Below are 25,318 nucleotides of genomic sequence, written 5' to 3' on the forward strand. Positions count from 1 at the left end.
CCGGCGGAGGTGTGTGCGCCGGCCGGTGAGCCGGCCGTTGACGATTCGTCTCGGCCACCCCGCCACGGTCTGGGAGGACCTGACCGCCCGAGGCGGCGTGCACGGCGAGGAGTGCCTGTGCCGGCCCCCTTGCCGTACTTCACGACCCTATCCGAGCGTGCCCCACCATCATGCGGCGGGTGGTGACCCCGTCGGGTCGACGGCACGGCACGCCCCACCCACCCGACCCGTGGCACGTCTCCCCCGCCGGCCCGTGCCCCGCACGCGCCCGCGGGATGGCGACCCACCGTCCTATCAGACCACGAGCATGTCCGGCGTGACGGCCGCTTCGGTATCCGGGATGCCCAGGTCACGGGCGCGTTTGTCGGCGAGCGCCAGCAGCCGGCGGATCCGACCGGCGATCGCGTCCTTGGTCAACGGCGGGTCGGCCAACGCGCCCAACTCCTCCAGCGACGCCTGCCGGTGCTCCAGCCGCAGCTGACCGGCCGAGGTGAGGTGGTTCGGGGCGTCGTCGGCGAGGATCTCCAGCGCCCGGGTGACCCGGGCGGCGGCGGCCACCGCGGCCCGCGCCGAGCGACGCAGGTTGGCGTCGTCGAAGTTCGCCAGCCGGTTGGCGGTGGCCCGCACCTCGCGCCGTACCCGACGCTCCTCCCAGGCCAGCACGCTGGAGTGCGCGCCGATCCGGGTGAGCAGCGCGGCGATCGCGTCACCGTCCTTGACCACCACCCGGTCCACCCCGCGCACCTCCCGGTTCTTGGCGGTGATGCCGATCCGACGGGCCGCGCCGACCAGGGCCAACGCCGACTCGGGGCCGGGGCAGGTGATCTCCAGCGCGCTGGAGCGGCCCGGTTCGGTCAGCGAGCCGTGCGCCATGAACGCGCCCCGCCAGGCCGACACCGCGCAGCAGACGTTCGCCGCGACCACGTGCGGCGGCAGGCCGCGCACCGGTCGGCCCCGGACGTCGAGCAGGCCGGTCTGCCGGGCCAACGCCTCACCGTCCTTGACCACCCGGACGATGAAGTGGCTGCCCTTGCGCAGCCCGCCCGAGGCGAGCACGTGGATCTCGCTGGGGTAGCCGTACACCTCGGCGATCTCCCGGCGCAGCCGGCGGGCCACCGCCCCGGTATCCAGTTCCGCCTCCACCACCACCCGACCGGAGACGATGTGCAGCCCACCGGCGAAGCGCAGCAGGGCGGCCATCTCCGCCCGCCGGCAGCAGGGCTTGGGCACGTCGACCCGGCTCAGCTCGTCCTTGACCGCAGCCGTCATCGCCATTGTGCGCCCCCTCACGGACCGGTACCGGCGTGTCGCCGGTGATTACGTACGTGCTTAACGATCGGCGCCCAGGACAGGCACCAGTGCGGCAGCCAGGGCGGCCGGATCGTGACGGGGCGTACCGTCGTCGACGGCGACCGGGGCGAGGACCAACCGGGCACCCAGCGATTCTGCCGCACGCCCGACGGGTTCCGGGTCACCCACCGCCTTGGAGTCGGCCACCACGTAGTCCACGGTGAGTTGCGGAAGGTACCACCGCAGTGCGGCCAGATGGTCGGCCACCGAGAGACCCAGGGTCTCCTGCTCGGCGGCCAGGTTGAGGGTGACCAGCCGACGGGCCGGGCTGGTCACGATCGCCTCGGCCAGCCCCGGCACCAGCAGGTGCGGCAGCACGCTGGTGTACCAGCTGCCCGGCCCGAAGATCAGCCAGTCCGCCCCGTCGACGGCGGCCACCGCCTCCGGGCAGGCCACCGGGGTGTCCGGGGTGAGCCGCAGCGCCTCCACCGTGCCGGTGGTCACCGCCACCTGGTGCTGACCACGCACGGTGCGCAGCTCGTCGGGGTGGGCCGGGTCGACCCCGCGTACCTGCGCCTCGATGTCCACCGGCTGGGCGGACATCGGCAGCACCCGGCCGACCGCGCCGAGCATCGCCCCGGCGTGCGCCAGCGCGGCGACCGGATCGCCGAGCTGCTCCATCAGGCCGCAGAGCACCAGGTTGCCCACCGCGTGCCCGGCCAGCCCGTCCCGGGGTCCGCCGCTGAACCGGTGCTGGAACAGCCCGGCGCTGCGCCGGGTCGCCGGATGGTCGCCGGCCAGCGCGACCAGCGCCTGCCGCAGGTCACCCGGGGGCAGGCCGCCGCGTTCGGCCCGCAGCCGGCCGCTGGAACCGCCGTCGTCGCCGACGGTGACCACGGCGGTGATGTCCAGGTCCAGTTCCCCGGCGCAGTGCCGCAGTGCCCGCAGCGAGGCGGACAGGCCGTGCCCGCCGCCGAAGGCGACCACCGACGTGGCCGTCATTCCCGCCCCAGGTCCCGGTGCTGCGCGTTGGCGGCCAGCCCCGACTGGCGCAGCCGCTCGGCCAACTCCTCGGCGATCGCCACGCTGCGGTGCTTGCCGCCGGTGCAGCCGACGGCCACCGTCAGGTAGCGCTTGCCCTCCCGCTCGAACCCGGCGGTGGTGGCGTTGACCAGATCGGCGTACGAGGCGACGAAGGTGTCCGCGCCCTCCTGCCCCAGCACGTACGCGCTGACCGCCGGCTCCCGGCCGGTGTGCTCCCGCAGCTCCGGCACCCAGTACGGATTCGGCAGGAACCGGGCGTCGAGCACGAAATCGGCGTCCGGCGGCAGGCCGTACTTGAAGCCGAAGGAGAGCACGGTGAGCCGCAGCCGCCGGGCATCCTCGCCGCCGAACAGCTCCTCGACCCGGCGGCGGAGCTGGTTGACGTTGAGGTGGCTGGTGTCGATGATCACATCGGCCTGGTCCCGCGCCTCCTCCAGCAGGGCGCGCTCGACGGCGATACCGTCGGCCAGTCGCCCCTCGCCCTGCAACGGATGCGACCGGCGGACACTCTCGAACCGCCTGATCAGCACCTCGTCGTCGGCGTCGACGAAGACCACCCGGGGCGAGAAGCCGCGGTCCTTCAGCTCCCGGATCGCCCCGGCCAGGTCGGTGGAGAAGGCCCGCGACCGCACGTCCAGCACCATCGCGGTACGCCGGGCCGCGCCGCCGGCCTTCATCGCCAGCTCGGCCATGTCCAGCATCAGCGCCTGCGGCAGGTTGTCCACCACGTAGTAGCCGACGTTCTCCAGCGCGCGGGCCACCGTGCTGCGGCCACCGCCGGACAGGCCGGTCACCACCACCAGCGTGGTGTCCGACTCCGCCGTGCCGCCCTCGACGTACCCGCCGGCTGTCCGCGCCTCGCTCACCGCTGTTACCCCCGAGTACGTCGCGCCGCGCCCCGGTGGACCGGCCGCGTATGGTCAGTCGACGACTCTATCCCGGCGGGCGGCGTCGATCCCCGCACGGCCGGTGGCGGGTCGCCCGGCGGCGTGTTCCGGCAGGCGGGTCCTGCCGGACGACGGGACCGTGCCCCGCGACGGACCGGATGCCCCACGTCGGACCGGATGCCCGGCGACGGCATCGGGCACCCGCCGACGGAACGTGCCAGGCACGGGACCGGTGCCCGGCGGACCGCACCGGGCGCCGACGGGTCCGCGCCCCGCGACGGGGGTCGGGTGCTGACGGACGGCACCGACCGCCCGCCCACGGGACCGGGTCCGGCGACGGGACCGGGACCGGCGCTCGCCACCCGACTCCCCCGATCGCCGCAGGTCTACGGGGGCGGGCCGCGCCAGGAATCCGAACAGCATCCAGAGCATCGTTCGACACTGAGTGGTATGCCTACCTGTCATATTCATGACGCACAGGCATACGACTCCATGGGGAGATGGTCCCCGCCCGACGCCGATGACGGCGGCCGGCACGGGCCCGGCACGACGAGGCGGCCGGCACGGCACAAGGCCGGCACGACACAAAGCCGGCACGACCCAAGGCCGGCACGACACAAAGCCGGCACGGCACAAAGCCGGCACGACGAGGCGGTCGAGACAGCGGGAGCTGCCCGGACGGGTGCCACCGCCCGACGACACCGAGGATGGCAGCCGGTAGCGACGGCACGACGGCACGACGGCACGACGGAGAAGCGTCACCGTCCGGCCACGAGGAGGCAACCGGTACGCCCGGTGGCGGCACGGTCGTTCTAGCTGCCGTCCATGTCGGCGGTGGTGTGGGGGGCGGCCTGGCTGGCCTGTGCCCGCAGCCTGCTCTCCCACGCCGGATCCGTGGCCGCCCACTCGGCGACCAGCGCCGCCAGCCTGCGGGCCGGCAGCGCACGCGCCAGGTCGGCCAGCTCGGCGATCCGGGGATCGACCTCCGCCCACGACGGCGGGGTGGCCGCCGAGGACCACGGGAAGCCGTCGGCCAGGGCGGCGGCGGTGAGGGCCACCGCGTGCGGACACAGGTCGGCACCGGCGGCGCAGTCACACTCGACGGTGAAGCCGTCCGCGGTGACCCCCACCCAGACCTCGTACGGGGGTTGTCCCACCTCGCGGACCAGCCCGCACGCCCCGCCGCCGAGCGGGTGGACCTCCGCCGGCTCGCCGGCGACCGTCAGCCTGTCCGCCGCTACGCAGACGTCGGCTCCGGCCGCCTCCCGGAGCGCCTCGATGTCGATGCTCACCGCCATCGGGACATCCAACCGCACCGGATCGATCCCGGTAACGTCAGGGGCGGTGCGCCGTCCCCACCACGTCAGCCGCCGGACCGCGCGGCCCACGACGGGCGACGCGACAGCCCCGGGTGAGGGCGGCCGGACGAGCGCCACGAATGCGGGAAGCTCGACCGGCGGCAGGGACAGAACAGCGGCGGGGCACCACAGCAGCGGAGGCCGGGGCAGAGCGGACCGGCAGCAGGGGGCGTCGTGGAGGGCGTTGTCGGGGCGGGCCCGTAGACTCCCCGGATGGCCTCCCTCACCGAGCTGCGCGCCTCCGACGCCCTCGACGTGCTCCGCCGGGTCTTCGGCTACGACGCCTTCCGGGGCTTCCAGCAGGAGGTCATCGACCACGTGGTGGCCGGCGGGGACGCCCTGGTGCTGATGCCCACCGGTGGTGGCAAGTCGCTGTGCTACCAGGTCCCCGCCCTGGTCCGCGACGGCGTCGCGGTGGTGGTCTCCCCGCTGATCGCCCTCATGCAGGATCAGGTCGACGCGCTGACGGCGGTCGGCGTCCGCGCCGGCTTCCTCAACTCCACCCAGGACTACGCCGCCCGGCGCGCTGTCGAGCAGGCGTTCGTCGCCGGTGAGCTGGATCTGCTCTACCTGGCCCCCGAAGCGTTGGGCACCCGGGGCGTGCAGCAGTTGCTCGACCGGGGCCGGATCGGTCTGTTCGCCATCGACGAGGCGCACTGCGTGTCCCAGTGGGGGCACGACTTCCGCCCCGACTACCTCGCCCTGTCGATGCTGCACGAGCGGTGGCCGGCGGTGCCCCGGATCGCGTTGACCGCGACCGCCACCAGCGCCACCCGGGCCGAGATCGCCACCCGGCTCCAGCTCACCGGGGCGAAGCACTTCGTGGCGAGCTTCGACCGGCCCAACATCCAGTACCGGATCGTGCCCAAGAAGGAGCCGCGCAAGCAGTTGCTGACCCTGCTGCGCGACGAGCACCCGGGCGACGCCGGTATCGTCTACTGCCTGTCCCGGGCCTCGGTGGACAAGACGGCCGAGTTCCTGGTCGTCAACGGGATCGCCGCGCTGCCGTACCACGCCGGCCTGGACGCGGGCACCCGCGCCGCCAACCAGCAGCGGTTCCTGCGCGAGGACGGCCTGGTCATGGTGGCCACGATCGCCTTCGGGATGGGCATCGACAAGCCGGACGTCCGGTTCGTGGCCCACCTCGACCTGCCCAAGTCGGTGGAGGGCTACTACCAGGAGACCGGCCGGGCCGGCCGGGACGGGCTGCCGTCGACCGCCTGGCTCGCCTACGGCCTCCAGGACGTGGTGCAGCAACGCAAGATGATCGAGACGTCGGACGGCGACCTGGCCCACCGGCGTAACCTCGCCACCCACCTGGACGCCATGCTGGCGCTCTGCGAGACGGTCCGCTGCCGCCGGGTGCAGCTGCTCGAGTACTTCGGCCAGTCCGGCACCACCGACTGTGGCAACTGCGACACCTGCCTGACCCCGCCGGAGACCTGGGACGGCACGGTGGCCGCGCAGAAGCTGCTCTCCACCGTCTACCGGCTCGACCGGGAACGCAACCAGCGCTTCGGCGCCGGGCACTGCGTCGACATCCTGCTCGGCAAGCAGAACGACAAGATCAGCCAGTACGGCCACGACGCGTTGAGCACCTTCGGCATCGGCACCGAGCTGCGCGAGGCGGAGTGGCGCGGGGTGGTCCGCCAGCTGCTCGCCGAGGGGCTGTTGGCGGTCGAGGGCGACTACGGCACGCTGGCGCTCACCGAGGCCAGCACGGAGGTGCTGGCCCGCCGCCGCACGGTGACCATGCGCCGGGAGCCGGAGAAGGTCGCCCCGACCCGGTCGGCGAAGCCACGCGGCGCGGCCACCGTGGTCGCCGAGCTGTCCCCGGCGGCCGGGTCGCTGTTCGAGCGGTTGCGGGCGTGGCGGGGGACCACCGCCAAGGAACAGGGCGTGCCGGCGTACGTGATCTTCCACGACGCGACGTTGCGGCAGATCGCCACCGACGCCCCCGCCTCGCTGGCCGAGCTGTCGAGGATCAGCGGTGTCGGTGAGAACAAGCTGGCCAAGTACGGCGAGTCCATCCTCGCCGTCCTCGCCGACCAGCCCTGACCAAACCCCACCCTGCGACCCCGCTTCCCGCCCAGCCCAAGCCCCGCCTCGCCCCGCCCCGCCTCGCGTCGCCCAGCCCCGCCTCGCCCAGCCCCGCCCCGCCTCGCCCCGCCCAGTCCCGCCTCGCGTCGCCCCGCCTCGCGTCGCCCAGCCCCGCCCTGCCCAGTCCCGCCTCGCCCCGCCTAGTCCCGCCCCGCCCAGTCCCGCCTCGCCCCGCCCAGCCCCGCCTCGCCGGCCCTACGTCTCACCTCGGCACGATGATCCTCTACGTCTGAGCGACTCGACGCGCCGGGAATCGTGCCGCCCAGACGTAGAGGATCATGGCGGCTCCGGGATCTCGAACCCGACGCCGCCTGAGTGTGGTCAGGCCACCGTCGCGCCCCATGCTCGTTGCTTCACTCAGCGGGCCGGGCCAATCCAGGCCGAACAGAAGCCAGGCCGAACAGAAGCCCGGCAGGGCAGCAGCCAGGCCGAACAGAAGCCAGGCAGGGCAGAAGCCAGGCAGGGCGGAGGGTCAGTCAGCAGGGGCCGGGGCGGGGGCGGTGTCGCCGTCGAGGGCGGCGAGGATCGCCTCGGCGGTACGGCGGCCCACCCCGGGCACCTCGACGATCTCCTCCACGGTGGCCGCGGAAAGCCGCTTGAGCGAGCCGAAGTGTTGCAGCAGCGCCTTGCGGCGCACCTCGCCCAGCCCGGGGACGGCGTCCAGGGCCGATTCGGTCATCCGCTTGGAGCGGCGCTGCCGGTGGAAGGTGATGGCGAACCGGTGCGCCTCGTCGCGGACCCGTTGCAGCAGGTAGAGCCCTTCGGAGGTGCGCGGCAGGATGACCGGGTACTCGTCGTCGGGGAGCCAGACCTCCTCCAGCCGCTTGGCCAGCCCGCACAGCGCCACGTCGTCGATGCCCAGCTCGGCCAGCGCCTGGGCGGCCGCCGCCACCTGCGGGGCCCCGCCGTCGACCACCACCAGCTGCGGTGGGTACGCGAACCTGCGCGGCCGACCGGTGGTGGGGTCGATGCCAGGGCGGTCCGGGTCGGCGGCGGTCTCCTCGCCCAGCTCGCCGGTCTCGGCGCGGGCGTCGAGGTAGCGGGCGAAGCGGCGACGCAGCACCTCGGACATCGCCGACAGGTCGTCGGTGGCGCCCCGGACGATGAACCGGCGGTACTCGCTCTTGCGGGGCAGCCCGTCCTCGAAGACGACCATGCTGGCCACCACGTCGGTGCCCTGGATCTGGGAGACGTCGAAGCACTCGATGCGCAGCGGCGAGGTGCGCATGCCGAGCGCCTCGCTGATCTCGTCGAGCGCCTTGCCCCGGGTGGTGAGGTCGCCGGCCCGCTTGAGCTTGTGCCGGGCCAGCGCGTCCTTCGCGTTACGCCCCACCGTCTCCAGCAGGGTCTTCTTGTCGCCGCGCTGGGGCACCCGCAGCGACACCCGGCTGCCCCGGCGGGCGCTGAGCCAGTCGGCGAGCGCCTCGGCGTCGCCCGGCAGCTCGGGCACCAGCAGCTCCCGGGGGACGTCCGCCTCGCCCTGCTCACCGCCGTAGACCTGGGTGCAGAAGTGGTGCACCAGGTCGCCGGTGGTCAGCTCCTCGGTCTTCTCCACCACCCAGCCGCGCTGGCCGCGTACCCGGCCGTCGCGGACGTGGAAGACCTGCACGGCGGCTTCGAGGGGGTCGTCGGCGAAGGCGACCACGTCGGCGTCGGTGCCGTCGCCGAGCACCACCGTCTGCTTCTCCATGGCCCGCCGCAGGGCGGCCACGTCGTCGCGGAGCCGGGCCGCCCGCTCGAACTCCAACTGCTCGCTGGCCTCGGTCATCTCGCGTTCGAGCCGACGCACCATGGTGTCGGTGCGGCCGGCCATGAACTCGCAGAAGTTGTCGACGATCGCCCGGTGCGCGTCGGCGGAGACGGTGCCCACGCAGGGTGCGGAGCACTTGCCGATGTAGCCGAGCAGGCAGGGTCGGCCGACCTGCCCGGCCCGCTTGAACACCCCGGCGGAACAGGTGCGGGCGGGGAAGACCCGCAGCAGCAGGTCGAGCGTCTCGCGGATCGCCCAGGCGTGCGAGTACGGTCCGAAGTACCGCACGCCCTTACGCTTCGCGCCCCGCATGACCTGCAGCCGCGGGTATTCCTCGTCGAGGGTGACCGCGAGGTACGGGTACGACTTGTCGTCGCGGTACCGGACGTTGAACCGGGGGTCGTACTGCTTGATCCAGGTGAACTCCTGCTGGAGGGCGTCGACCTCGGTGGCGACGGTCATCCAGTCGACCGACTCGGCGGTGGTGACCATCTGCCGGGTCCGCTCGTGCAGACCCAGCAGATCGCCGAAGTAGGAGTTGAGTCGGGCGCGCAGGTTCTTGGCCTTGCCGACGTAGATCACCCGCCCGGTGCCGTCTCGGAACCGGTAGACCCCGGGGGACTCGGGGATCGTGCCGGACGCGGGGCGGTAGGTCGAGGGATCAGCCACGGCACCGAGACTAACCGTTACCGCTGACACTCCAGATCACGCCGAGCTGGTCGACCTCGCTACCGCTGCGGCCGAAGAATCCGGCCAGCCGACCGCCCTCGGGCGCGGTGAGGGTGACCGCCGCCGCGGTGGGCGTACCGGCGGTCAGGCTGCGGCCCTGGTCGGTGGTGAGCCGGGCCGAGAAGATCCGGGTCCGGCCGTCCTTCTGGCCCTGGGTGAGGGTGACCTGGGTGATCCGTTCGCCGGGAGCCAGGGTGAGGCTGCTCTCCGTCCCGCCGGTGCCGCCGTGGCGCAGTTGGCCGCCGTCGGCGAGGTCCACCCCGACGGCGTCGAGGCGGGAGCCGCCGCGCAGGGTGACCCGGGTGACCGCCGGGCCGACCCGGTCGGCGTCGGTGAACGGCGTGCCGTGCGGGCCGCCCCAAGTGTCGCTGGCCCGCAGGTCGGGGGCGAGGGTCCAGTCGAACCAGGCGGCGTGCGGGTAGTGGTCGGACAGCGGACCGCCGGTCGGGGTGAGGAACCGGGCGTGCTCGTTGTGGTAGCGGTCCAGGTTGAGCCGGACCAGCCGGTTGCCCCGGTAGAGGATCTTGTCGACCACCTCGCAGGCGTCCGTCACGTTGGCCTCGTCGCAGACCAGCGCCGGGTCGCCGGCGGCCGGCGGCTGGCCGGCCCGTTCCTGCTGCACCCAGACGTCGGTGAGGCCGTTGGCCGCCACCAGGTCACGGATGTTGTCGCCGGTACGGGTGTAGCGGACGTTCAGGTCACCCATCAGCACCACCGCGTTGCCGGCCGAGTTGGCGGTGACGTACGCGGAGAGCTGGCTGATGTTGGAGCGCCGGGCGGCCAGGTCGGCGTCGGTGCTGCCGGCGTTGGGGTGGGCGTTGTAGAAATCGACGTAGACGCCCTCGGCCAGCCGGATGCGGCTGGCGGTGAAGCCCTTCGGGGTGAGGCAGTCGGTGCCGTTGCAGGAGTTCCACTTCACCCGGGCGAAGTCGCTGTACGGGTAGTTCGACAGCGTGTTGAGGCCGCTGCCGAACGGCACGCCCCCGCTGGTCGGGGTCCGGTACGGGTGCCGGTCGGTGGCGTACAGGTCGGCGTGGTAGTTGAAGTCCTCCTGGACGTGCACGATGTCGTACCCGCCGAGCCGTTCGCCGATCGGCCGGGTGTTGGTCGCCGGGTCGCCGCCGGAGATGATGTCCGGCAGGCCGGCGACGTTGTAGGTGAGCACGGAGAAGGCGCCCGAGGTGGGGGCGGCAACGGTCCCGGCGGGGGCGGGGGCGGCCGACGCGGCGGCCGGCCCGGACGGGGTGAGCGCGACCGCGAGCAGCGTCGCGGACGCGAGCAGACGGACGACCTTCATCGACGATCCAATCTGAGCGGGGGATCGAAGGCTATCCACGCGCACCGACCGGCTCGGTAGCACCCGGCGAAGATCCGGCAGCCGCGCGATGGACGTCTTCCGATATCGACCAACGGAGATTACCATCCGGTAACCGAATGTTATTCATATAAAGATCCCCATCCTCATCGGAGGATCACCATGCCCCGTCCCCCCACCGTCCGCCGTCTGCTCGCCGGTCTGACCGCCGGCATCAGCGTCGCCGCCCTGCTCACCGCGACGCCCACCACCCCGGCCGAGGCCGCCGCGCCGCGCACCGCGTTCGCCCCCGAGGACTACTGCCTCGGCGAGTGCGGCGACATCCTGCCGCCCGGCCAGAACGGCAACGCCACCCTGGTCGAGGTGCTCGGCAACCAGACCCTCGGCACCCTGCCCCGGCACTCCGCCGACCAGCTCGGCCGCTACGCCGACCTGGTCTACGGCTACGCCGGGCTGCGCGAGGAACAGATCGGCTCGTTCTTCAACGACGCCTCCTTCGGCGTCCCGCAGGGGCAGGTCGAACGCGACTACTCGCCCCGCGCCGACGTCCGCATCCTGCGGGACCGGGCGACCGGCGTCCCGCACGTCACCGGCACCACCCGGGGCGGCACCATGTACGGCGCGGGGTACGCCGGGGCCGAGGACCGGCTGTTCACCATGGACCTGCTGCGGCACGTCGGCCGGGGCACCCTCACCTCGTTCGCCGGCGGCGCCCCCGGCAACCGGGCGCTGGAGCAGAGCGTCTGGCGCAACTCGCCGTACACCGAGGCGGACCTCCAGGCCCAGGTCGAGGCGCTGCGCACCAAGGGTCCGCGCGGCCAGCAGCTCTACGCCGACGTGCAGGAGTACATCGCCGGCATCAACGCCTACATCGGCGTCTGCATGGGCGCCCGCAACTGCCCCGGCGAGTACGTGCTCACCGGCCGCCTGGACGCGGTCACCAACGCCGGTGGCCCGGAGCCGTTCCAGCTCACCGACCTGATCGCCATCGCCGGCGTGGTGGGCGGGCTGTTCGGCGGCGGGGGTGGCACCGAGATGCAGTCCGCGCTGGTCCGCATCGCCGCCCGCGCGAAGTACGGCACCACCGAGGGCGACAAGGTGTGGACGGCGTTCCGCAACCAGAACGACCCGGAGACCGTGCTGACCCTGCACGACGGGCAGAGCTTCCCGTACGGCGACGCCTCCCCGGACGCGGCGAGCGTGGTGCTGCCCGACGCCGGCTCGGCCCGGGTCGAGCCGATCTTCACCGACCCGACCGGCTCCGCCGGCAGCACCGCCGCCCCGGCCCGTACCACCGGCACCAGCGCGTCCGGTGAGCTGGCCGCCGCGCTGTCCGGGCTGACCATCAGCCCGGCACACCGGGGGATGTCCAACGCGGCGGTGGTCTCGGCCGAGAACTCCGCCACCGGGCACCCGGTCGCGGTCTTCGGCCCGCAGACCGGCTACTTCTCCCCGCAACTGCTGATGGTGCAGGAGTTGCAGGGCCCGGGGATCAGCGCCCGGGGGGCCGCGTTCGCCGGTCTCAACCTCTACGTGCTGCTCGGCCGGGGCCAGGACTACGCGTGGAGCGCCACCTCGTCGATCCACGACATCACCGACAGCTACGCGGTGCCGCTGTGCACCACCGACGGCAGCACCCCGACCCTGGCCGCCGACCACTACCTCTACCGGGGACAGTGCCTGGCGATGGAGCAGCTCGCCCACGTCAACAAGTGGACGCCGACCCTCGCCGACGGCACCGCCAAGGGGTCGTACAAGCTGGTGGCCTGGCGGACGAAGCTCGGCCTGGTCGCCTGGCGGGGCACGGTGGGCGGCAGACCGCACGCGTTCACCCAGCTCCGCTCCACCTACCGGCACGAGGCCGACTCGGCGATCGGCTTCCAGATGTTCAACGATCCGGAGCAGATGGGCTCGGCCGACGCCTTCGTCGCCTCGGCCAACAACGTCGAGTACGCCTTCAACTGGTTCTACGTCAACTCCACCGAGTCGGCGTACTTCAACTCCGGGCTGAACCCGGTGCGGGCCGCCGGGTCAAACCCGAACCTGCCGATGAAGGCCGAGCCCGCCTACGAGTGGCAGGGCTTCGACCCGGCGACGAACACCGCCAGCTACGCCCCGCTGGCCGCCCACCCCCGGTCGGTCGACCAGGACTACTACGTCAGCTGGAACAACAAGCAGGCCAAGGACTTCGGCGGCGCGGACGGCAACTACAGCTTCGGCGCGGTGCACCGGGCCGACCTGCTGGACCGCCCGCTCAAGGCGGGCCTGGCGGCTGGCCGGAAGTTCGACCGGGGCTCGCTGACCGCGCTGGTCGAGCAGGCTGGCGTGACCGACCTGCGCGGGGCCGAGGTGCTCGACGAGCTGATCCGGGTGCTGGAGAGCCAGCCCGTCACCGACGCCACGCTGGCCACCGAGATCAGCCGGCTCAGGGCGTGGCGGCAGGACGGCGCGCTGCGGGTGGAGACGGCGAAGGGGTCGAAGGTCTACCGGCACGCCGACGCGATCCGCACCTTCGACGCCTGGTGGCCGCTGCTGGTCCGGGGGATGTTCCGCGACCAGCTCGGCCCGGACCTCTACCAGTCGCTGATCAACGCGATCCAGATCAACGAATCCCCCTCCGGGCACCAGCAGGGCGACAGGTCCAACCTGCCGACCTCGGCCAACGAGGCCCAGGCGCACAAGGGCTCGTCCTTCCAGTACGGCTGGTGGGGCTACGTCGACAAGGACCTGCGCGCGGTGCTCGGCGACCCGGTGCGCGGCGGGTTGGGCCGGGGCTACTGCGGGGCCGGGAACCTGGCCGGTTGCCGGCAGGTGCTGCTGGACACGTTGCGCACGGCGGCCGCCACCCCGGCGGCGCAGGTGTACCCCGGCGACGCGAGCTGTGCCGCCGGTGACCAGTGGTGCGCGGACGCGATCATCCAGTCGCCGCTGGGCGGGATCAAGCACGCCACCATCGCCTGGCAGAACCGGCCCACCTTCCAGCAGGTGGTCTCGTTCCCGTCCCGGCGGGGCGACGACCTGACCAACCTGGCCGCCGGTCGGCCGGTCAGCGCGTCCGGCAGCGAGCTGTTCTTCGGGGCGGCCAAGGCCGTCGACTCCGACCTGGGCACCCGCTGGGCGAGCAGCTGGGCGGACGACCAGTGGCTCACCGTCGACCTCGGGTCGGCCCGTCAGGTGGGCCGGGTGACCCTGGCCTGGGAGTCGGCGTACGCCCGGTCGTACCGGATCGAGGTGTCGAACGACGGGTCGACGTGGCGGACGGTCTGGTCGACCACGGCCGGCGACGGCGGCACCGACGTGGCGGCCTTCCCCACCACGACCGCCCGGTACGTCCGGATGCACGGGGTGACCCGGGCCACCTCGTACGGCTATTCCCTCTGGGAGATGGCGGTGTACGCGCACTGAGCCCGACGGTGCGGTCGGCGCGGCGGGTCACCCCCGCCGCGCCGGCCGGCACCGGTCAGGCCAGCACGATCTGGTCGCCCTCGACCTTGATCTGCTTGGCGGCCAGCGGGGTGGTCGCCGGGCCGCTCTTCGCCGCGCCGTCGGTGATGGCGAACGTGCTGTTGTGGCAGGTGCAGTTGATCGTCCCGCCGTCGACGTTCGACACCGGGCAGCCCTGGTGGGTGCAGATCGGGTCGAACGCCTTGAACTGCCCCGCCGTCGGCTGGGTGATCACCACTCCCTGCGCGGCGTAGACCTGGCCGCCACCGACCGGGATGTCCGCGGTCTTGGCGACGACCGTGCCCGGCCCACCACCGGCGTTGCTCGCGGCCGGCGCACCGCTGCTGGCCGTGCTGGTCGGTTCGTCACCGGAATCGTCGCCGCAGGCGGTCAGGAGCACCGACGCCCCCACCGCACCCGCCCCGGCCAGCAGGGCGCGTCGGGTCTGCTTCCCGACCCCGGTCAGCGCCTGATCGTCGTTCATCTCCGGCCCTTCTCTCCACTGCCGTTATGAAAATCGTCGGCCCTCGCGGCCGCACCTGAGCACACGCACCGGTGTCCCGGCGGTTCACCCCCGCCCGCCGGCACCCGTCGGACGGCTGACGATAGCGGACGGCTGCACGGCCCGGGGACCGGCAATCCGATCCCCGGGGCCGGGCCGCCGTCGACTCAGCGCGCCCCGGCCGGCACCTTGCGGGTACGCGCCTTCGGTGGCGTGCCGTTGGCCCTGGCCGCCCGGGTCGACGCCGCCTTGGCGCCCCGGGCCTCCCCGTCGAGCTTGAGCACCGACCGCAGGAACTGGCCGGTGTGGCTCTCGGCGACCTCGGCGACCTCCTCCGGGGTGCCGGTGGCCAGCACGGTACCGCCCCGGTGACCGCCCTCCGGACCCATGTCGATCAGCCAGTCGGCCGTCTTGATCACGTCGAGGTTGTGCTCGATGGTGATCACCGTGTTGCCCTTGTCAACCAGGCCCTCCAGCACCATCAGCAGCTTGCGGATGTCCTCGAAGTGCAGGCCGGTGGTGGGCTCGTCGAGCACGTAGACCGTCCGGCCGGTGGACCGCTTCTGCAACTCGGCGGCCAGCTTGACCCGCTGCGCCTCACCGCCGGAGAGCGTCGGCGCGGACTGGCCCAGCCGTACGTAGCCCAGACCCACGTCGTTGAGCGTCCGCAGGTGCCGGTGGATCGCCGGGATGGCGGAGAAGAACTCGGTCGCCTCCTCGATCGGCATCTCCAGCACGTCGGAGACGGTCTTGCCCTTGTAGTGCACCTCCAGGGTCTCCCGGTTGTACCGGGCGCCCTTGCACACCTCGCACGGGACGTAGACGTCCGGTAGGAAGTTCATCTCGATCTTGATGGTGCCGTCGCCGGAACACGCCTCGCAGCGGCCACCCTTGACGTTGAACGAGAACCGGCCCGGCCCGTACCCCCGGACCTTGGCCTCGGTGGTCTCGGCGAACAGCTTGCGGACGTGGTCCCAGACCCCGGTGTAGGTGGCCGGGTTGGAACGCGGAGTCCGGCCGATCGGCGACTGGTCGACACCGACCACCTTGTCGACGTACTCCAGCCCGGAGACCCGGGTGTGCCGGCCGGGCACCAGCCGGGCACCGTTGATCTGGTTGGCCAGCACCGCGTACAGGATGTCGTTGACCAGCGTCGACTTGCCCGAGCCGGAGACGCCGGTGACCGCGATGAGCTGGCCGAGCGGGAACGGCACGGTCAGGTTGCGCAGGTTGTGCTCGCGCGCCCCGTGCACCACCAGCTCCCGCTCCGGCGTCTGCGGCCGACGTCGCTTCGGCGTAGGGATCTCCCGCCGACCCGACAGGTACGCCCCGGTCACCGAATCGGGATTGTCCAGCAGCGCCGGCACCGAGCCGCTGTGCACGATCCGGCCGCCGTGCTCGCCCGCGCCGGGGCCGATGTCGACGATCCAGTCGGCGACCCGGATGGTGTCCTCGTCGTGCTCGACCACGATCAGCGTGTTGCCCAGGCCGCGCAGCCGCAGCAGGGTCTCGATCAGCCGGTGGTTGTCCCGCTGGTGCAGGCCGATGGACGGCTCGTCGAGCACGTAGAGCACGCCGACCAGGCCGGACCCGATCTGGGTGGCCAGCCGGATACGCTGCGCCTCGCCACCGGACAGGGTGCCGGCCGCCCGGTCCAGGGAGAGGTAGTCCAGGCCGACATCGAGCAGGAACCGCAACCGGGCGTTGATCTCCTTGAGCACCCGCTCGGCGATCATCTTCTGCCGGTCGGTCAGCGCGATGCCGGCGAGCAGGTCGGCCGCCTCGCCGACCGACAGGTTGCAGACCTCGGCGATGCTCTTGCCGGCGATGGTGACCGCCAGCACCTCCGGCTTGAGCCGGGTGCCGCCGCAGGCCGCGCAGGGCACGTCGCGCATGTAGCCCTCGTACTTGTCCCGCGACCACTCGCTCTCGGTGTCGGTGTGCCGGCGCTCGATCCACTGCACCACACCCTCGAAGCCGGTGTAGTAGGACCGTTCCCGGCCGAACTTGTTGCGGTAACGCACATGCACCTGGTCGTCGGAGCCGTGCAGGATCGTCTTCTGCGCCCGCGACGGCAGCGCCCGCCAGGGGGTGTCGACGTCGAAGTGCTGGCTCTCGCCCAGCGCCTCCAGCAGCCGCAGGAAGTACTCCAGGTTGTGCCCGGTGGACCAGGGCTGCAACGCGCCCTCGCGCAGGGTGCGCTCGGGGTCGGGGACGACCAGCTCCGGGTCGACCTCCTTCTTGGTGCCCAGGCCGGTGCACTCCGGGCAGGCACCGTAGGGCGCGTTGAACGAGAAGACCCGGGGTTCCAGGTCCTCGATCGCCAACGGGTGGTCGTTCGGGCAGGCCAGGTGCTCGGAGTAGCGGCGCTCCCGGGCCGGGTCGTCCTCGGGCAGGTCGACGAAGTCGAGCAGCACCAGGCCGTCGGAGAGACCGAGCGCGGCCTCCACCGAGTCGGTCAGCCGCTGCTTGGCGCCGGGCTTGACGCTGAGCCGGTCGATCACCACCTCGATGGTGTGCTTCTCCTGCTTCTTGAGCTTCGGCGGCTCGGTCAACGGATGCACCACCCCGTCGACCCGGGCGCGGGCGTAGCCCTTGGCCTGGAGTTCGGCGAAGAGGTCGACGTACTCGCCCTTGCGGCCCCGGACCACCGGGGCGAGCACCATGAACCTGGTCCCCTCGGCCATCGCCAGGACCCGGTCGACGATCTGCTGCGGGCTCTGCCGGGAGATCCGCTCGCCGCAGACCGGGCAGTGCGGTTCGCCGATCCGGGCGAAGAGCAGCCGCAGGTAGTCGTAGACCTCGGTGATGGTGCCGACGGTGGAACGCGGGTTGCGCGAGGTCGACTTCTGGTCGATGGAGACGGCCGGGCTCAACCCCTCGATGAAGTCGACGTCCGGCTTGTCCATCTGGCCGAGGAACTGCCGCGCGTACGACGACAGCGACTCCACGTAACGGCGCTGCCCCTCGGCGAAGATGGTGTCGAAGGCCAGGCTCGACTTGCCGGAGCCGGAGAGCCCGGTGAAGACGATGAGCGCGTCCCGGGGCAGGTCGAGACTGACGTCACGCAGGTTGTGCTCGCGCGCGCCACGGATGATCAGACGGTCGGCCACGGTGCGGATGCTCCCGGAAGAGAAATATGAGGCGGATCTGTCCGCTCCGAGGGAAATCTGAGCGGTTTTGCGGGCGCAGAAGGAACGCCTGGGCAACTCTAGCCCCGGGGTACGACAACTTCTCTCGCCCGCATGTTCCGCCCGCTCGCCCCGGTCGGTCACCCCACCGCCCACCGCCCGCCCGACCCGATCGGCACCGCCCGCCCGACCCGATCGGCACCGCTTGACCCGACCCGCCCCCGCCAGCCCCGGGTGCCGACCCGCCCCGAGCCGGATCGGTACCGGGGGCGGGACCGGGACCGGTCAGAATCCGCCCGGCCGCGGTGGCGTCACCGGGCGGGAGGGCCGTCGCCGGCCACCCCGCCACCCACCCCGCCGCTCGGCGGCCAGCCTGCTCTGCCGGCGACCACTCTCGAACGCCACCTCCCGCTGGAGGCGACGCCAGCTCTCCCAGCGCCGGGCCGGCAGTTCCCCGCTCTCCAGCGCCTCGCGCACCGCGCAGGCCGGCTCGGCGGTGTGCCCGCAGTCGGCGTACCGGCAGCCCGCCGCCAGCTCGGCGATGTCCAGGAACGCCCGGTCCAGCCCGGCGTGCCCGTCCAGCAGGCCCACCGCCCGGACCCCGGGGGTGTCCAGCACCGCACCGCCGCCGGGCACCGGGACCAGCGCCCGCCAGGTGGTGGTGTGCCGGCCCTTGCCGTCGGAACGCCGGATCGCCTGGGTCGCCATCACGTCCGCGCCCACCAGGGCGTTGACCAGGCTCGACTTGCCCGCCCCGGAGGGACCGAGCAGGGCCAGCGTCAGACCCGGCGCGACCAGTGGACGCAGCGGCTCCAGGCCGGTGCCCCGCTCGGCGCTGACCGGCAGCACCGGCACCCCGGGCGCCACCGCGGCGAGCTGCCGGGCCACCGCCGGCGGGTCGGCGGCCAGGTCGACCTTGGTGAGCACCACCAGCGGCCGGGCGCCCGACTCGTGGGCCAGGGAGAGCAGCCGCTCGATCCGGGCGGCGTCCGGCTCCGGGTGCACCGGCTCGACCACCGCGGCGGTGTCGAGGTTGGCGGCGAGCACCTGCCCGCTGGCGTCCTTGCCGGCCGTCCGGCGGACCAGGGCGGTCCGCCGGGGCAGCACCGCGTCGACGGTCACCGGGCCGTCCGGCCACCTGGCCAGCAGCACCCAGTCGCCGGCGCACGGCAGGGCGGTCAGGTCCCGGGCCGCGGCGGCCAGCACCGCCGGCCCCAGGCTGGCCCGGACCGGGCCGTCCGCGCCGAGCACGGTGCACACCCCCCGGTCGACCCGGGCCACCCGGCCGGGCCGCCGGTCCGGACGCCGTCGCGCGTACGCCGCCCGCTCCGCGTCCAGGCCGAGCGCGGTCAGATCGATGGTCATGTCATCCTCATCAGGGTCGGAGCTGGTCGTGGCGCAACACCCGTACTGCGACCGGCATGGTCACCACCCCCGTCCGTCGTCCTGTCACCGCGTCGGGACCGACGGTAGGCCCCGCACCGACGTGCCGAAAGCGAATTCCCCGCTCGGCGCGACCCGGCCCGGACCGTTAGGGTCGGTGCGTGACAACGGATCCACTGCTGTTGAGCGGTGAGGTGGACACCGCGACCGCCCGTCTGCTGGACACCGCCGCCGGCCTCGACGCGACCGCCGTCGCGGCCCCCTGCCTGCTGCCCGGCTGGTCCCGTGGCCACGTGCTGACCCACCTGGCCCGCAACGCCGACGGGTTCGTCAACCTGCTCACCGCCGCGCGCACCGGCGAGGACATCCCGATGTACGCCAGCGTCGAGGCCCGCAACGCCGACATCGCCGCCGGTGCCGGTCGGCCCCCCGCCGAGCAGCTGGCCGACCTGCGGCGCAGCGCCGAGCGGCTCGCCGCGGCGGTGGCGGCCATGCCGGTCGAGGCGTGGAGCGCCACCGTGCGGACCCGGCACGGCCCCTGGCAGGCCGCCCTGGTGGTCTGGGCCCGGCTGCGCGAGGTGGAGGTGCACCACGTCGACCTGGCCACCGGCTACCGGCCGGCGGACTGGCCGCCCGTGGTCGCCCAGCACCTGCTGCACGAGGTGGCCGGTGGGCTCGCCGACCGGCCGGACGCGCCGGCGCTGGTGCTACGGCCCACCGACGGCAACCGGCCGGAGCTGGTGGTGGGCGACCCTACCGACGCCCCGCGGGTCACCGGGACCGCCGCCGGCCTGGCCGCCTGGTTGATCGGCCGCAGCAGCGGCGACGAGTTGACCGTCACCCCGGACGGTCCGCTGCCGACCCCACCGGAATGGATATAGACCCTCATGAGCTACACCGGAGACGTCACCCCCGGCGGCCCGCCCGCCGTCCGGGAGCTGGACCGACTCACCGTCACCAAGCTGTCGGTCGGCCCGATGGACAACAACGCCTACCTGTTGCGCTGCCGCGACACCGGCGAGCAGGTGCTGATCGACGCTGCGAACGAGGCGGGCCGGCTGCTCGACCTGGCCGGTGACGCCCGCCTCACCTCGGTGGTCACCACCCACCGGCACATGGACCACTGGGTGGCGCTGGAGGAGGTCGTCGCCACGACCGGGGCGCGCGCCCTGGTGCACGCCGACGACGCCGACGGCCTGCCGATCCCGGCGCAGACCCTGACCGACGGCGACACCGTGGCGGTGGGCGGGCAGGAACTGGAGGTGATCCACGTCAAGGGGCACACCCCCGGCTCGATCGCGCTGCTCTACCGCGACCCGGCCGGCACGCCGCACCTGTTCACCGGGGATTCGCTCTTTCCCGGCGGGGTGGGCAACACCGACCGGGATCCGGAGCGGTTCGGCCAGCTCATCGACGACGTGGAGCACAAGCTGTTCGGCCGGCTGCCCGACGAGACCTGGTTCTATCCGGGGCACGGCGCGGACAGCACCCTCGGCGCGGAGCGGGCCTCGTTGCCGCAGTGGCGGGTCCGCGGCTGGTGACCGCGCGGCGTCGACCGGCCGGGCCACCCGACGCCGGACCGACGCCGGCGGCCATGGGCGCACCGACGGTCGGGCTGACACGCGTTCAGCGGGGTCGCAGCACCTGCACCCGGCGGACCGGTGAGTCGACCGACGGCTCGGTGGTCGGCACCGGATAACTGGCCACCGGCTCCAGCGCCTCCACCGGCAGGTGCCCCCGGTCCGGATCGCCGACCAGCACCTGCGCCCCGCCCTCGGCGGCCCGCCGCAGGTACGGCAGCACCCGCCCGGCCAGTTCCCGGTCGTAGAGCACGTCCCCGGCGACCAGCAGGTCGAACTGCCCTCCGGCGTCGTCGAGCAGGTCCCCCTGGTGGGCGAGCACCCGTACCCGGTTGGCCCGCGCGTTGACGGTCACCGCCGCCACCGCGTACGGGTCCACGTCGTTGGCGACGACCTGGGCGGCGCCGGCCAGCGCGGCGGCGATGGCGACCAGTCCGGAGCCGGCGGCCAGGTCGAGCACCCGACGACCGGCGGCCAGGTCGGGGTGGTCCAGCAGGTGACGGGCGAGCGCCTGGCCACCGGCCCAGGCCGAGGCCCAGAACGGCGGCGGCAGGGGACGACCGGCGGCGGCCTCCATCCGGGCCCACCAGACGATGGCGTCCTCGGCGAGATGCAGCCGCACCTCGGGCACGAACGGTGTGGACACCAGCCGGAGCCGGTCCAACCCGTCGCCCGGCGCGTCGATCTCCCGTTCCAGGGCGGTCAACGCGGCGGCGCTCGGTCCGGTCACCGGTCGAGTGTGCCGGAGCCGGCTATCCGGCGGAGGGCGTTTCGCCGTCCGCCGCGAGTTTCCGCTGAATCTTGCGGCACTTCAGCAGGCAAAAATCGGATCGGCCGGTTACTGTCGGGGCAGTACAGGGCGATCGTCCGCCGTAGCGGCGGGATCACCCGTTGTAAACAGGGAGAGATGCATGGCAACCGGCACGGTCAAGTGGTTCAACTCGGAAAAGGGCTTCGGCTTCATCGAGCAGGACGGCGGAGGCCCCGACGTCTTCGTTCACTACTCGGCGATCGCCACCAGCGGCTACCGGGAACTGCAGGAGGCCCAGAAGGTCGAGTTCGATGTGACCCAGGGGCAGAAGGGTCCGCAGGCGGAGAACGTCCGCCCGCTGTAGGTCCGTGCCGGTGGCGGCGGCCCGGGGCCGCCGCCACCGAGCGCTTTCCGGCGGCCACCGGCCGCCCCGCGACACCTCCGGCGGCCACCGGCCGCCCCGCGACATCTCCGGCGGCCACCGGCCGCCCCGCGACATCTCCGGCGGCTACCACCCGCCCCTGCGACGCCTCCGGCGTCCACCACCCGCCCCGCGACGCCTCCGGCGTCCACCACCCGCGGGCCAGGCCGAGCTGACGTCACCGCCGTCGCCGCCGCCACGGGTGTGGTCCCGCCGGGCACGGCGGTCCTGCCACCCCGCCCGGCATTCCACCGCGCCGGACGTCCCCCCGTACCCGCCGCGCCGGACACCCGGCCCGGCAGCGGTCGACCGTGGCACCCCTTCCGCAGGAGGCGGCCCGGAAGGGGTGCCACGGGGTCCTACCCTCACGCGACCAGGCGCTTGGCCAGTTCGTCGGCGACCTGTCGGGCGATGGTGGGCGGGATGGCGGCGGCGATCTTCTCCGGGGTCAGCCCGGCCAGCACCCCGGTGACGATGGCCGACTCGTCGGTGAAGTCCTTGTTGGCCAGTGCGGTCAGCGCGGTCTGCACCGAGGCCAACTGGGCGCCCAGCGACTTCAGACTCGGGTGCGGGACGACGAAGTCGGGGTTGGTGTGGTCCTCCCCCATCGCCATCCGGGTGTAGATCTGCCCCACCGGGTTGCGGCCGTCCAGGACGGTCAGGTTCTTGTGGACGGTCTCCAGCCAGGCGTGCTCTTCGGGTGTCATGTCGGTGTCCTCCAGGAGTCCGATGCCGGTCAGGTAGCGCCGGAACAGCGGGGTCTGGTCCCGTCCGGCCTTGGTGCAGTCGCGGAAGAAGCTGAAGTGGGTGTGCCACAGGTGCGAGTCGTCGCCGGAGCTGCGCTTGCCGAGCCGGTCCCAGCGCCGCACGACCTTGCCGTCCGGGCTGTAGATGATCTCCCGAAGGTCACGGCTGTCCGCCGTGTTCGCCCGGCACTGGGCGACGCACCAGGTGGAGAACGACTGGAGATTGTGGGTGGCACCCCCGGACCGGACGCTGAACGTGCCGACGTCCAGCGCTGAGGCGTGCAGGGTGAGGCCGGCGGAGTCCCGGGGCGACTCGACCACGGAGTAGTCGTTGGGGACCACCCGGTCCGAGCCGGTGTGGTAGCCGCCCCGGTGGGCCGGATCCCCGACGATCCCCACGGCGGCGGGGTCGAGACCTCGGATGGTGTCGAGCAGGAGTCGGCGGACCGCCAGCAGATTGGCCGGAGCCGTCGTCATGACGTCCCCCTTTCCGCAGCCGGGACCGGGGGTGCCGGCTGCTTCGGCATCAGGCCAGGGCCGGGGAATCGTCGTCACTCCACGTAGGCAGCGCCCGCCGGGAGAGCGGAGCCGGCCACTGGTGCACGTCATCGAGCGTTGCCCGGAACGATATCCACAACTACCTAAAAAACCCCAGCTCAGGAGGCTTGTCTTCAGATAGGTCCAAGCGGGGAGGTAGCGGGGACCACGGGCAGCACCAGCCGGGACGAATGCGATGGATCATGCAGGATCTGCCGAAGCCCAGCGCGGAGCGTGACCGCCGCACCGAGCGGTTCGCCGGTGCCGGGGTTACGCGCGTACCGGGGGTGGGCACCGCCGGAGACCTGCACCCGCAGCCGGTGGCCGGGGGCGAAGCGGTGCGCCGCCGGCCACAGCGCCACCGGCACCCGGGTCACCCCGTCCGGGTCGACCGGGAACCGGCCGGGAGCGACCCGGACCAGACCGTCGCAGACGTTCCAGGACCGGCCGCGCCGGTCCACGTCGCAGAGCCGCACGAAGACGTCCAGGTACGCCAGGTCGCTGCGGACGTGGATCTCGGCGTGGACCGGACCGAGCACCTCCACCGGGGCAGTCAGCACCGCGCTGGTGTAGACGAGCACGTCCGGCCGGGCCTCGACGGGACGGTTGTCGACCGGGCCGGCGCGCTGGGCGACCAGCAGCGGGCCGCCCAGCGACGGGGTCGGGTCGGCCGGGTCGTACCGGATGGTGTCCGGGGTCGACGGTGCCGGCGGCTGCGGAGCGAGCCGGCCCCCGGCGTGCAGGTGCCAGGAGGTCCCGGTTGCCGGCGGCGGCCAGTCGGGCAGGTCGCGCCAGCCGCCACCCTCCCCGCCGACGTGCACCCGCACCGGGGCGCGCGGTGACGCCGGTCGACCGTGCAGATGGGCGTCGAGCCAGCCCAGCCCCTCCCGCAGCGCCTCCGCCAGCAGCCCGGGGCTGCCGTGTGTCCACGGGCCGACGGTGAGCCGGGTGGGCACGCCCGCCGCCCGCAGCGCGGCGTGGTCGGCGAGCTGGGCGGGGAGGAAGATGTCCTGCCAGCCGCTGACCATCGTCACCGGGGCGCGCACCTCGGCGATCCGCGCGCCGAAGACCCGGGTCCGCCAGTAGTCGGCGTCCGGGGTGTGGTGGCGCAGCCACTCCTGGAAGAAGGGCACGGTCACCCCGGTCGCCACCCGGTCGGCCTCGGCCAGCGGCAGGTGGGCCAGGGCGGCGGCCAGCCGGGGCTGCCCGCGCTTGAGTTCCCACTGCCGGGCCAGCCACGGCACGGTCTGCGCCTGGAGCAGCTCGGCCCAGGTCAGCACGGTGTCCAGGGCGAAGGACTCCCCCGCGTACGTCGAGTCGCGGGTGCCCGAGGCGGTGACCACCGCGACCATCGCGGCCAGTTCCTCCCCCGCGTCGGCGGCCAGCGCCCACTGGACGAAGCCCTGGTAGCTGGCCCCGAACATGCCGAACCGGCCGGTGTACCAGGGTTGCCGGCGCAGCCAGTCGACGGTGTCCAGGCCGTCGTCGCGCTCGTGCACCAGCGGATCGAACAGCCCGTCGGAGCCGTCGGTGCCCCGGCAGGACTGGATGACCAGGTGGAAGCCGCGCCCGGCGACCAGTCGGCCGAGCAGCCGCATCGGCCCACCCCGGCCGTACGGGGTGCGGATCAGCACGGTCGGCGCTCCGGGCAGCCGGGGAGCGTAGTGGTCGGTGCGCAGCCGCGACCCGTCGCGCACCCGGACCACGATGCCCCGGGTGACGTCGACCCGGTGGGTGGGTGCGGCCGGCAGCCGCAGCGCGGCGGCGGCGAGTCGGGCCAGCACGTCAGTCCGCCGCGCGGCGGGACGGCTCGGGGCGGGCGGCCCGCACGACGTCACGGTGCTCCCGCATCGAGGCGACCATGGTGGCCAGGAACCGGTGCACGACGGCCAGTTCGTCGTCGGTGAACCGGGCCATCACCTCGTCGGTACGCCGCCCGAGCGGGCCGAAGAAGCTCATCGCCAGGGCAGCCCCCTGGTCGGCGTAGTGCAGGAACACCTTGCGCCGGTCGGCGGTGTCCCGGTCGCGACGGATGTGCCCGGCACGTTCCAGCCGGTCGATCAGCGCGGTCACCGACCCGGAGGAGAGGTTGAGCTGTTCGCCGAGCCGGCCGGGGGTGATCGGCTCGCCGAGCAGTTCGGCCTCCATCACGGCGATCAGCGCCTGTAGGTCGGTCGGGTTGAGCCCGTGCAGGTTGGCGAACGCGTGCCCGATGTGTTGTGCGTCGGCCGAGTAACGCCGCAGGTCGTTGGTGATGTCGGCCACCATCCGTCCGCGCGGATCGTCCCGCCGTCGGTACATCTCGTGCGCTGCCACTCCCGCCGCTGCCCCCTGTCGATGCGCCCGGTTG

General features: G+C 73.1%; 18 protein-coding genes. 5 read left to right on the forward strand and 13 right to left on the reverse strand.

Annotated elements, in window-relative coordinates:
- Nucleotides 1-294 precede the first annotated feature (294 nt).
- From whiA to O7612_RS21045, 4 genes are all read right to left on the reverse strand, one after another.
- Nucleotides 295-1,275, reverse strand: a complete 981-nt coding sequence (whiA, locus tag O7612_RS21030; protein WP_067304387.1) for a DNA-binding protein WhiA — start codon at nt 1,273-1,275, stop codon at nt 295-297.
- 54 nt (nt 1,276-1,329) lie between these two features.
- Entirely contained in the window at nt 1,330-2,292 is a 963-nt protein-coding gene (yvcK, locus tag O7612_RS21035) for a uridine diphosphate-N-acetylglucosamine-binding protein YvcK (protein ID WP_282266788.1), read from the reverse strand.
- Nucleotides 2,289-3,200 (reverse strand): RNase adapter RapZ, encoded by a 912-nt coding sequence (gene rapZ / locus O7612_RS21040; protein ID WP_067304394.1) that lies wholly within the window; start codon nt 3,198-3,200, stop codon nt 2,289-2,291. The genes yvcK and rapZ overlap by 4 nt, the downstream gene beginning before the upstream one ends.
- 833 nt (nt 3,201-4,033) lie before the next feature.
- Complete coding sequence (locus O7612_RS21045) at nt 4,034-4,519, reverse strand: hypothetical protein (protein WP_282266792.1); 486 nt, start codon at nt 4,517-4,519, stop codon at nt 4,034-4,036.
- 273 nt (nt 4,520-4,792) lie between these two features.
- On the opposite strand from O7612_RS21045, the gene recQ reads away from it, so the two are divergent.
- On the forward strand, nt 4,793-6,637 hold the full coding sequence (recQ, locus tag O7612_RS21050) for a DNA helicase RecQ (protein ID WP_282266794.1): 1,845 nt from the start codon (nt 4,793-4,795) through the stop codon (nt 6,635-6,637).
- 514 nt (nt 6,638-7,151) lie between these two features.
- Here the strand turns inward: recQ and uvrC are convergent.
- Together uvrC and O7612_RS21060 are read right to left on the reverse strand one after the other, a co-directional pair.
- On the reverse strand, nt 7,152-9,098 hold the full coding sequence (uvrC, locus tag O7612_RS21055; RefSeq protein ID WP_282266796.1) for an excinuclease ABC subunit UvrC: 1,947 nt from the start codon (nt 9,096-9,098) through the stop codon (nt 7,152-7,154).
- A 10-nt stretch (nt 9,099-9,108) separates the two neighbouring features.
- Nucleotides 9,109-10,455: a jacalin-like lectin gene (locus tag O7612_RS21060; RefSeq protein ID WP_282266797.1), complete on the reverse strand. Its 1,347-nt coding sequence runs from the start codon at nt 10,453-10,455 to the stop codon at nt 9,109-9,111.
- A 180-nt stretch (nt 10,456-10,635) separates the two neighbouring features.
- Here O7612_RS21060 and O7612_RS21065 point away from each other — a divergent pair, with 180 nt between their 5' ends.
- Nucleotides 10,636-13,878: a penicillin acylase family protein gene (locus O7612_RS21065; protein ID WP_282266798.1), complete on the forward strand. Its 3,243-nt coding sequence runs from the start codon at nt 10,636-10,638 to the stop codon at nt 13,876-13,878.
- Nucleotides 13,879-13,933: 55 nt separating this feature from the next.
- On the opposite strand, the gene O7612_RS21070 is transcribed toward O7612_RS21065, so the two are convergent.
- The 3 genes from O7612_RS21070 to rsgA form a co-directional block, all read right to left on the reverse strand.
- Nucleotides 13,934-14,401, reverse strand: coding sequence for a Rieske (2Fe-2S) protein (locus tag O7612_RS21070; protein ID WP_282266800.1), 468 nt, complete (start codon nt 14,399-14,401; stop codon nt 13,934-13,936).
- Between the two features lie 185 nt (nt 14,402-14,586).
- Nucleotides 14,587-17,532 carry an excinuclease ABC subunit UvrA gene (gene uvrA, locus O7612_RS21075; RefSeq protein ID WP_282266802.1) on the reverse strand — a complete coding sequence of 982 codons (2,946 nt, stop codon included), beginning with the start codon at nt 17,530-17,532 and terminating at the stop codon, nt 14,587-14,589.
- A 303-nt stretch (nt 17,533-17,835) separates the two neighbouring features.
- Entirely contained in the window at nt 17,836-18,915 is a 1,080-nt protein-coding gene (rsgA, locus tag O7612_RS21080) for a ribosome small subunit-dependent GTPase A (protein ID WP_282266804.1), read from the reverse strand.
- Nucleotides 18,916-19,094: 179 nt separating this feature from the next.
- On the opposite strand from rsgA, the gene O7612_RS21085 reads away from it, so the two are divergent.
- Together O7612_RS21085 and O7612_RS21090 are read left to right on the forward strand one after the other, a co-directional pair.
- Entirely contained in the window at nt 19,095-19,814 is a 720-nt protein-coding gene (locus O7612_RS21085; protein ID WP_282266805.1) for a maleylpyruvate isomerase family mycothiol-dependent enzyme, read from the forward strand.
- Between the two features lie 6 nt (nt 19,815-19,820).
- Nucleotides 19,821-20,474, forward strand: a complete 654-nt coding sequence (locus O7612_RS21090) for an MBL fold metallo-hydrolase (RefSeq protein ID WP_282266807.1) — start codon at nt 19,821-19,823, stop codon at nt 20,472-20,474.
- An 85-nt stretch (nt 20,475-20,559) separates the two neighbouring features.
- Here O7612_RS21090 and O7612_RS21095 read toward each other — a convergent pair whose 3' ends face one another.
- A complete protein-coding gene (locus O7612_RS21095; protein WP_282266809.1) occupies nt 20,560-21,243 on the reverse strand; it encodes a 50S ribosomal protein L11 methyltransferase in 684 nt (227 codons plus the stop codon).
- Nucleotides 21,244-21,424: 181 nt separating this feature from the next.
- On the opposite strand from O7612_RS21095, the gene O7612_RS21100 reads away from it, so the two are divergent.
- Entirely contained in the window at nt 21,425-21,628 is a 204-nt protein-coding gene (locus O7612_RS21100) for a cold-shock protein (protein WP_067314937.1), read from the forward strand.
- Nucleotides 21,629-22,050: 422 nt separating this feature from the next.
- Here the strand turns inward: O7612_RS21100 and O7612_RS21105 are convergent, their stop codons facing one another.
- The 3 genes from O7612_RS21105 to O7612_RS21115 form a co-directional block, all read right to left on the reverse strand.
- On the reverse strand, nt 22,051-22,908 hold the full coding sequence (locus O7612_RS21105) for a hypothetical protein (RefSeq protein ID WP_282266811.1): 858 nt from the start codon (nt 22,906-22,908) through the stop codon (nt 22,051-22,053).
- 194 nt (nt 22,909-23,102) lie between these two features.
- On the reverse strand, nt 23,103-24,752 hold the full coding sequence (locus tag O7612_RS21110; RefSeq protein ID WP_282266813.1) for a CocE/NonD family hydrolase: 1,650 nt from the start codon (nt 24,750-24,752) through the stop codon (nt 23,103-23,105).
- Between the two features lies 1 nt (nt 24,753).
- The gene (locus O7612_RS21115) at nt 24,754-25,269 is read right to left on the reverse strand and encodes a MarR family transcriptional regulator (RefSeq protein ID WP_282273984.1); all 516 of its coding nucleotides are present in this window, start codon (nt 25,267-25,269) and stop codon (nt 24,754-24,756) included.
- Nucleotides 25,270-25,318: the final 49 nt, after the last annotated feature.

It is taken from the genome of Micromonospora sp. WMMD987, assembly GCF_029581435.1.
GTDB lineage: Bacteria > Actinomycetota > Actinomycetes > Mycobacteriales > Micromonosporaceae > Micromonospora > Micromonospora rifamycinica.

Coding starts and splice junctions, on each gene's coding strand:
- whiA (WP_067304387.1), bottom strand. CDS start 1,275: ATGGCGATGACGGCTGCGGTCAAGGACGAGCTGAGCCGGGTCGACGTG.
- yvcK (WP_282266788.1), bottom strand. CDS start 2,292: ATGACGGCCACGTCGGTGGTCGCCTTCGGCGGCGGGCACGGCCTGTCC.
- O7612_RS21045 (WP_282266792.1), bottom strand. CDS start 4,519: ATGGCGGTGAGCATCGACATCGAGGCGCTCCGGGAGGCGGCCGGAGCC.
- recQ (WP_282266794.1), top strand. CDS start 4,793: ATGGCCTCCCTCACCGAGCTGCGCGCCTCCGACGCCCTCGACGTGCTC.
- O7612_RS21060 (WP_282266797.1), bottom strand. CDS start 10,455: ATGAAGGTCGTCCGTCTGCTCGCGTCCGCGACGCTGCTCGCGGTCGCG.
- O7612_RS21065 (WP_282266798.1), top strand. CDS start 10,636: ATGCCCCGTCCCCCCACCGTCCGCCGTCTGCTCGCCGGTCTGACCGCC.
- O7612_RS21070 (WP_282266800.1), bottom strand. CDS start 14,401: ATGAACGACGATCAGGCGCTGACCGGGGTCGGGAAGCAGACCCGACGC.
- rsgA (WP_282266804.1), bottom strand. CDS start 18,915: ATGACCATCGATCTGACCGCGCTCGGCCTGGACGCGGAGCGGGCGGCG.
- O7612_RS21090 (WP_282266807.1), top strand. CDS start 19,821: ATGAGCTACACCGGAGACGTCACCCCCGGCGGCCCGCCCGCCGTCCGG.
- O7612_RS21100 (WP_067314937.1), top strand. CDS start 21,425: ATGGCAACCGGCACGGTCAAGTGGTTCAACTCGGAAAAGGGCTTCGGC.
- O7612_RS21105 (WP_282266811.1), bottom strand. CDS start 22,908: ATGACGACGGCTCCGGCCAATCTGCTGGCGGTCCGCCGACTCCTGCTC.
- O7612_RS21115 (WP_282273984.1), bottom strand. CDS start 25,269: ATGTACCGACGGCGGGACGATCCGCGCGGACGGATGGTGGCCGACATC.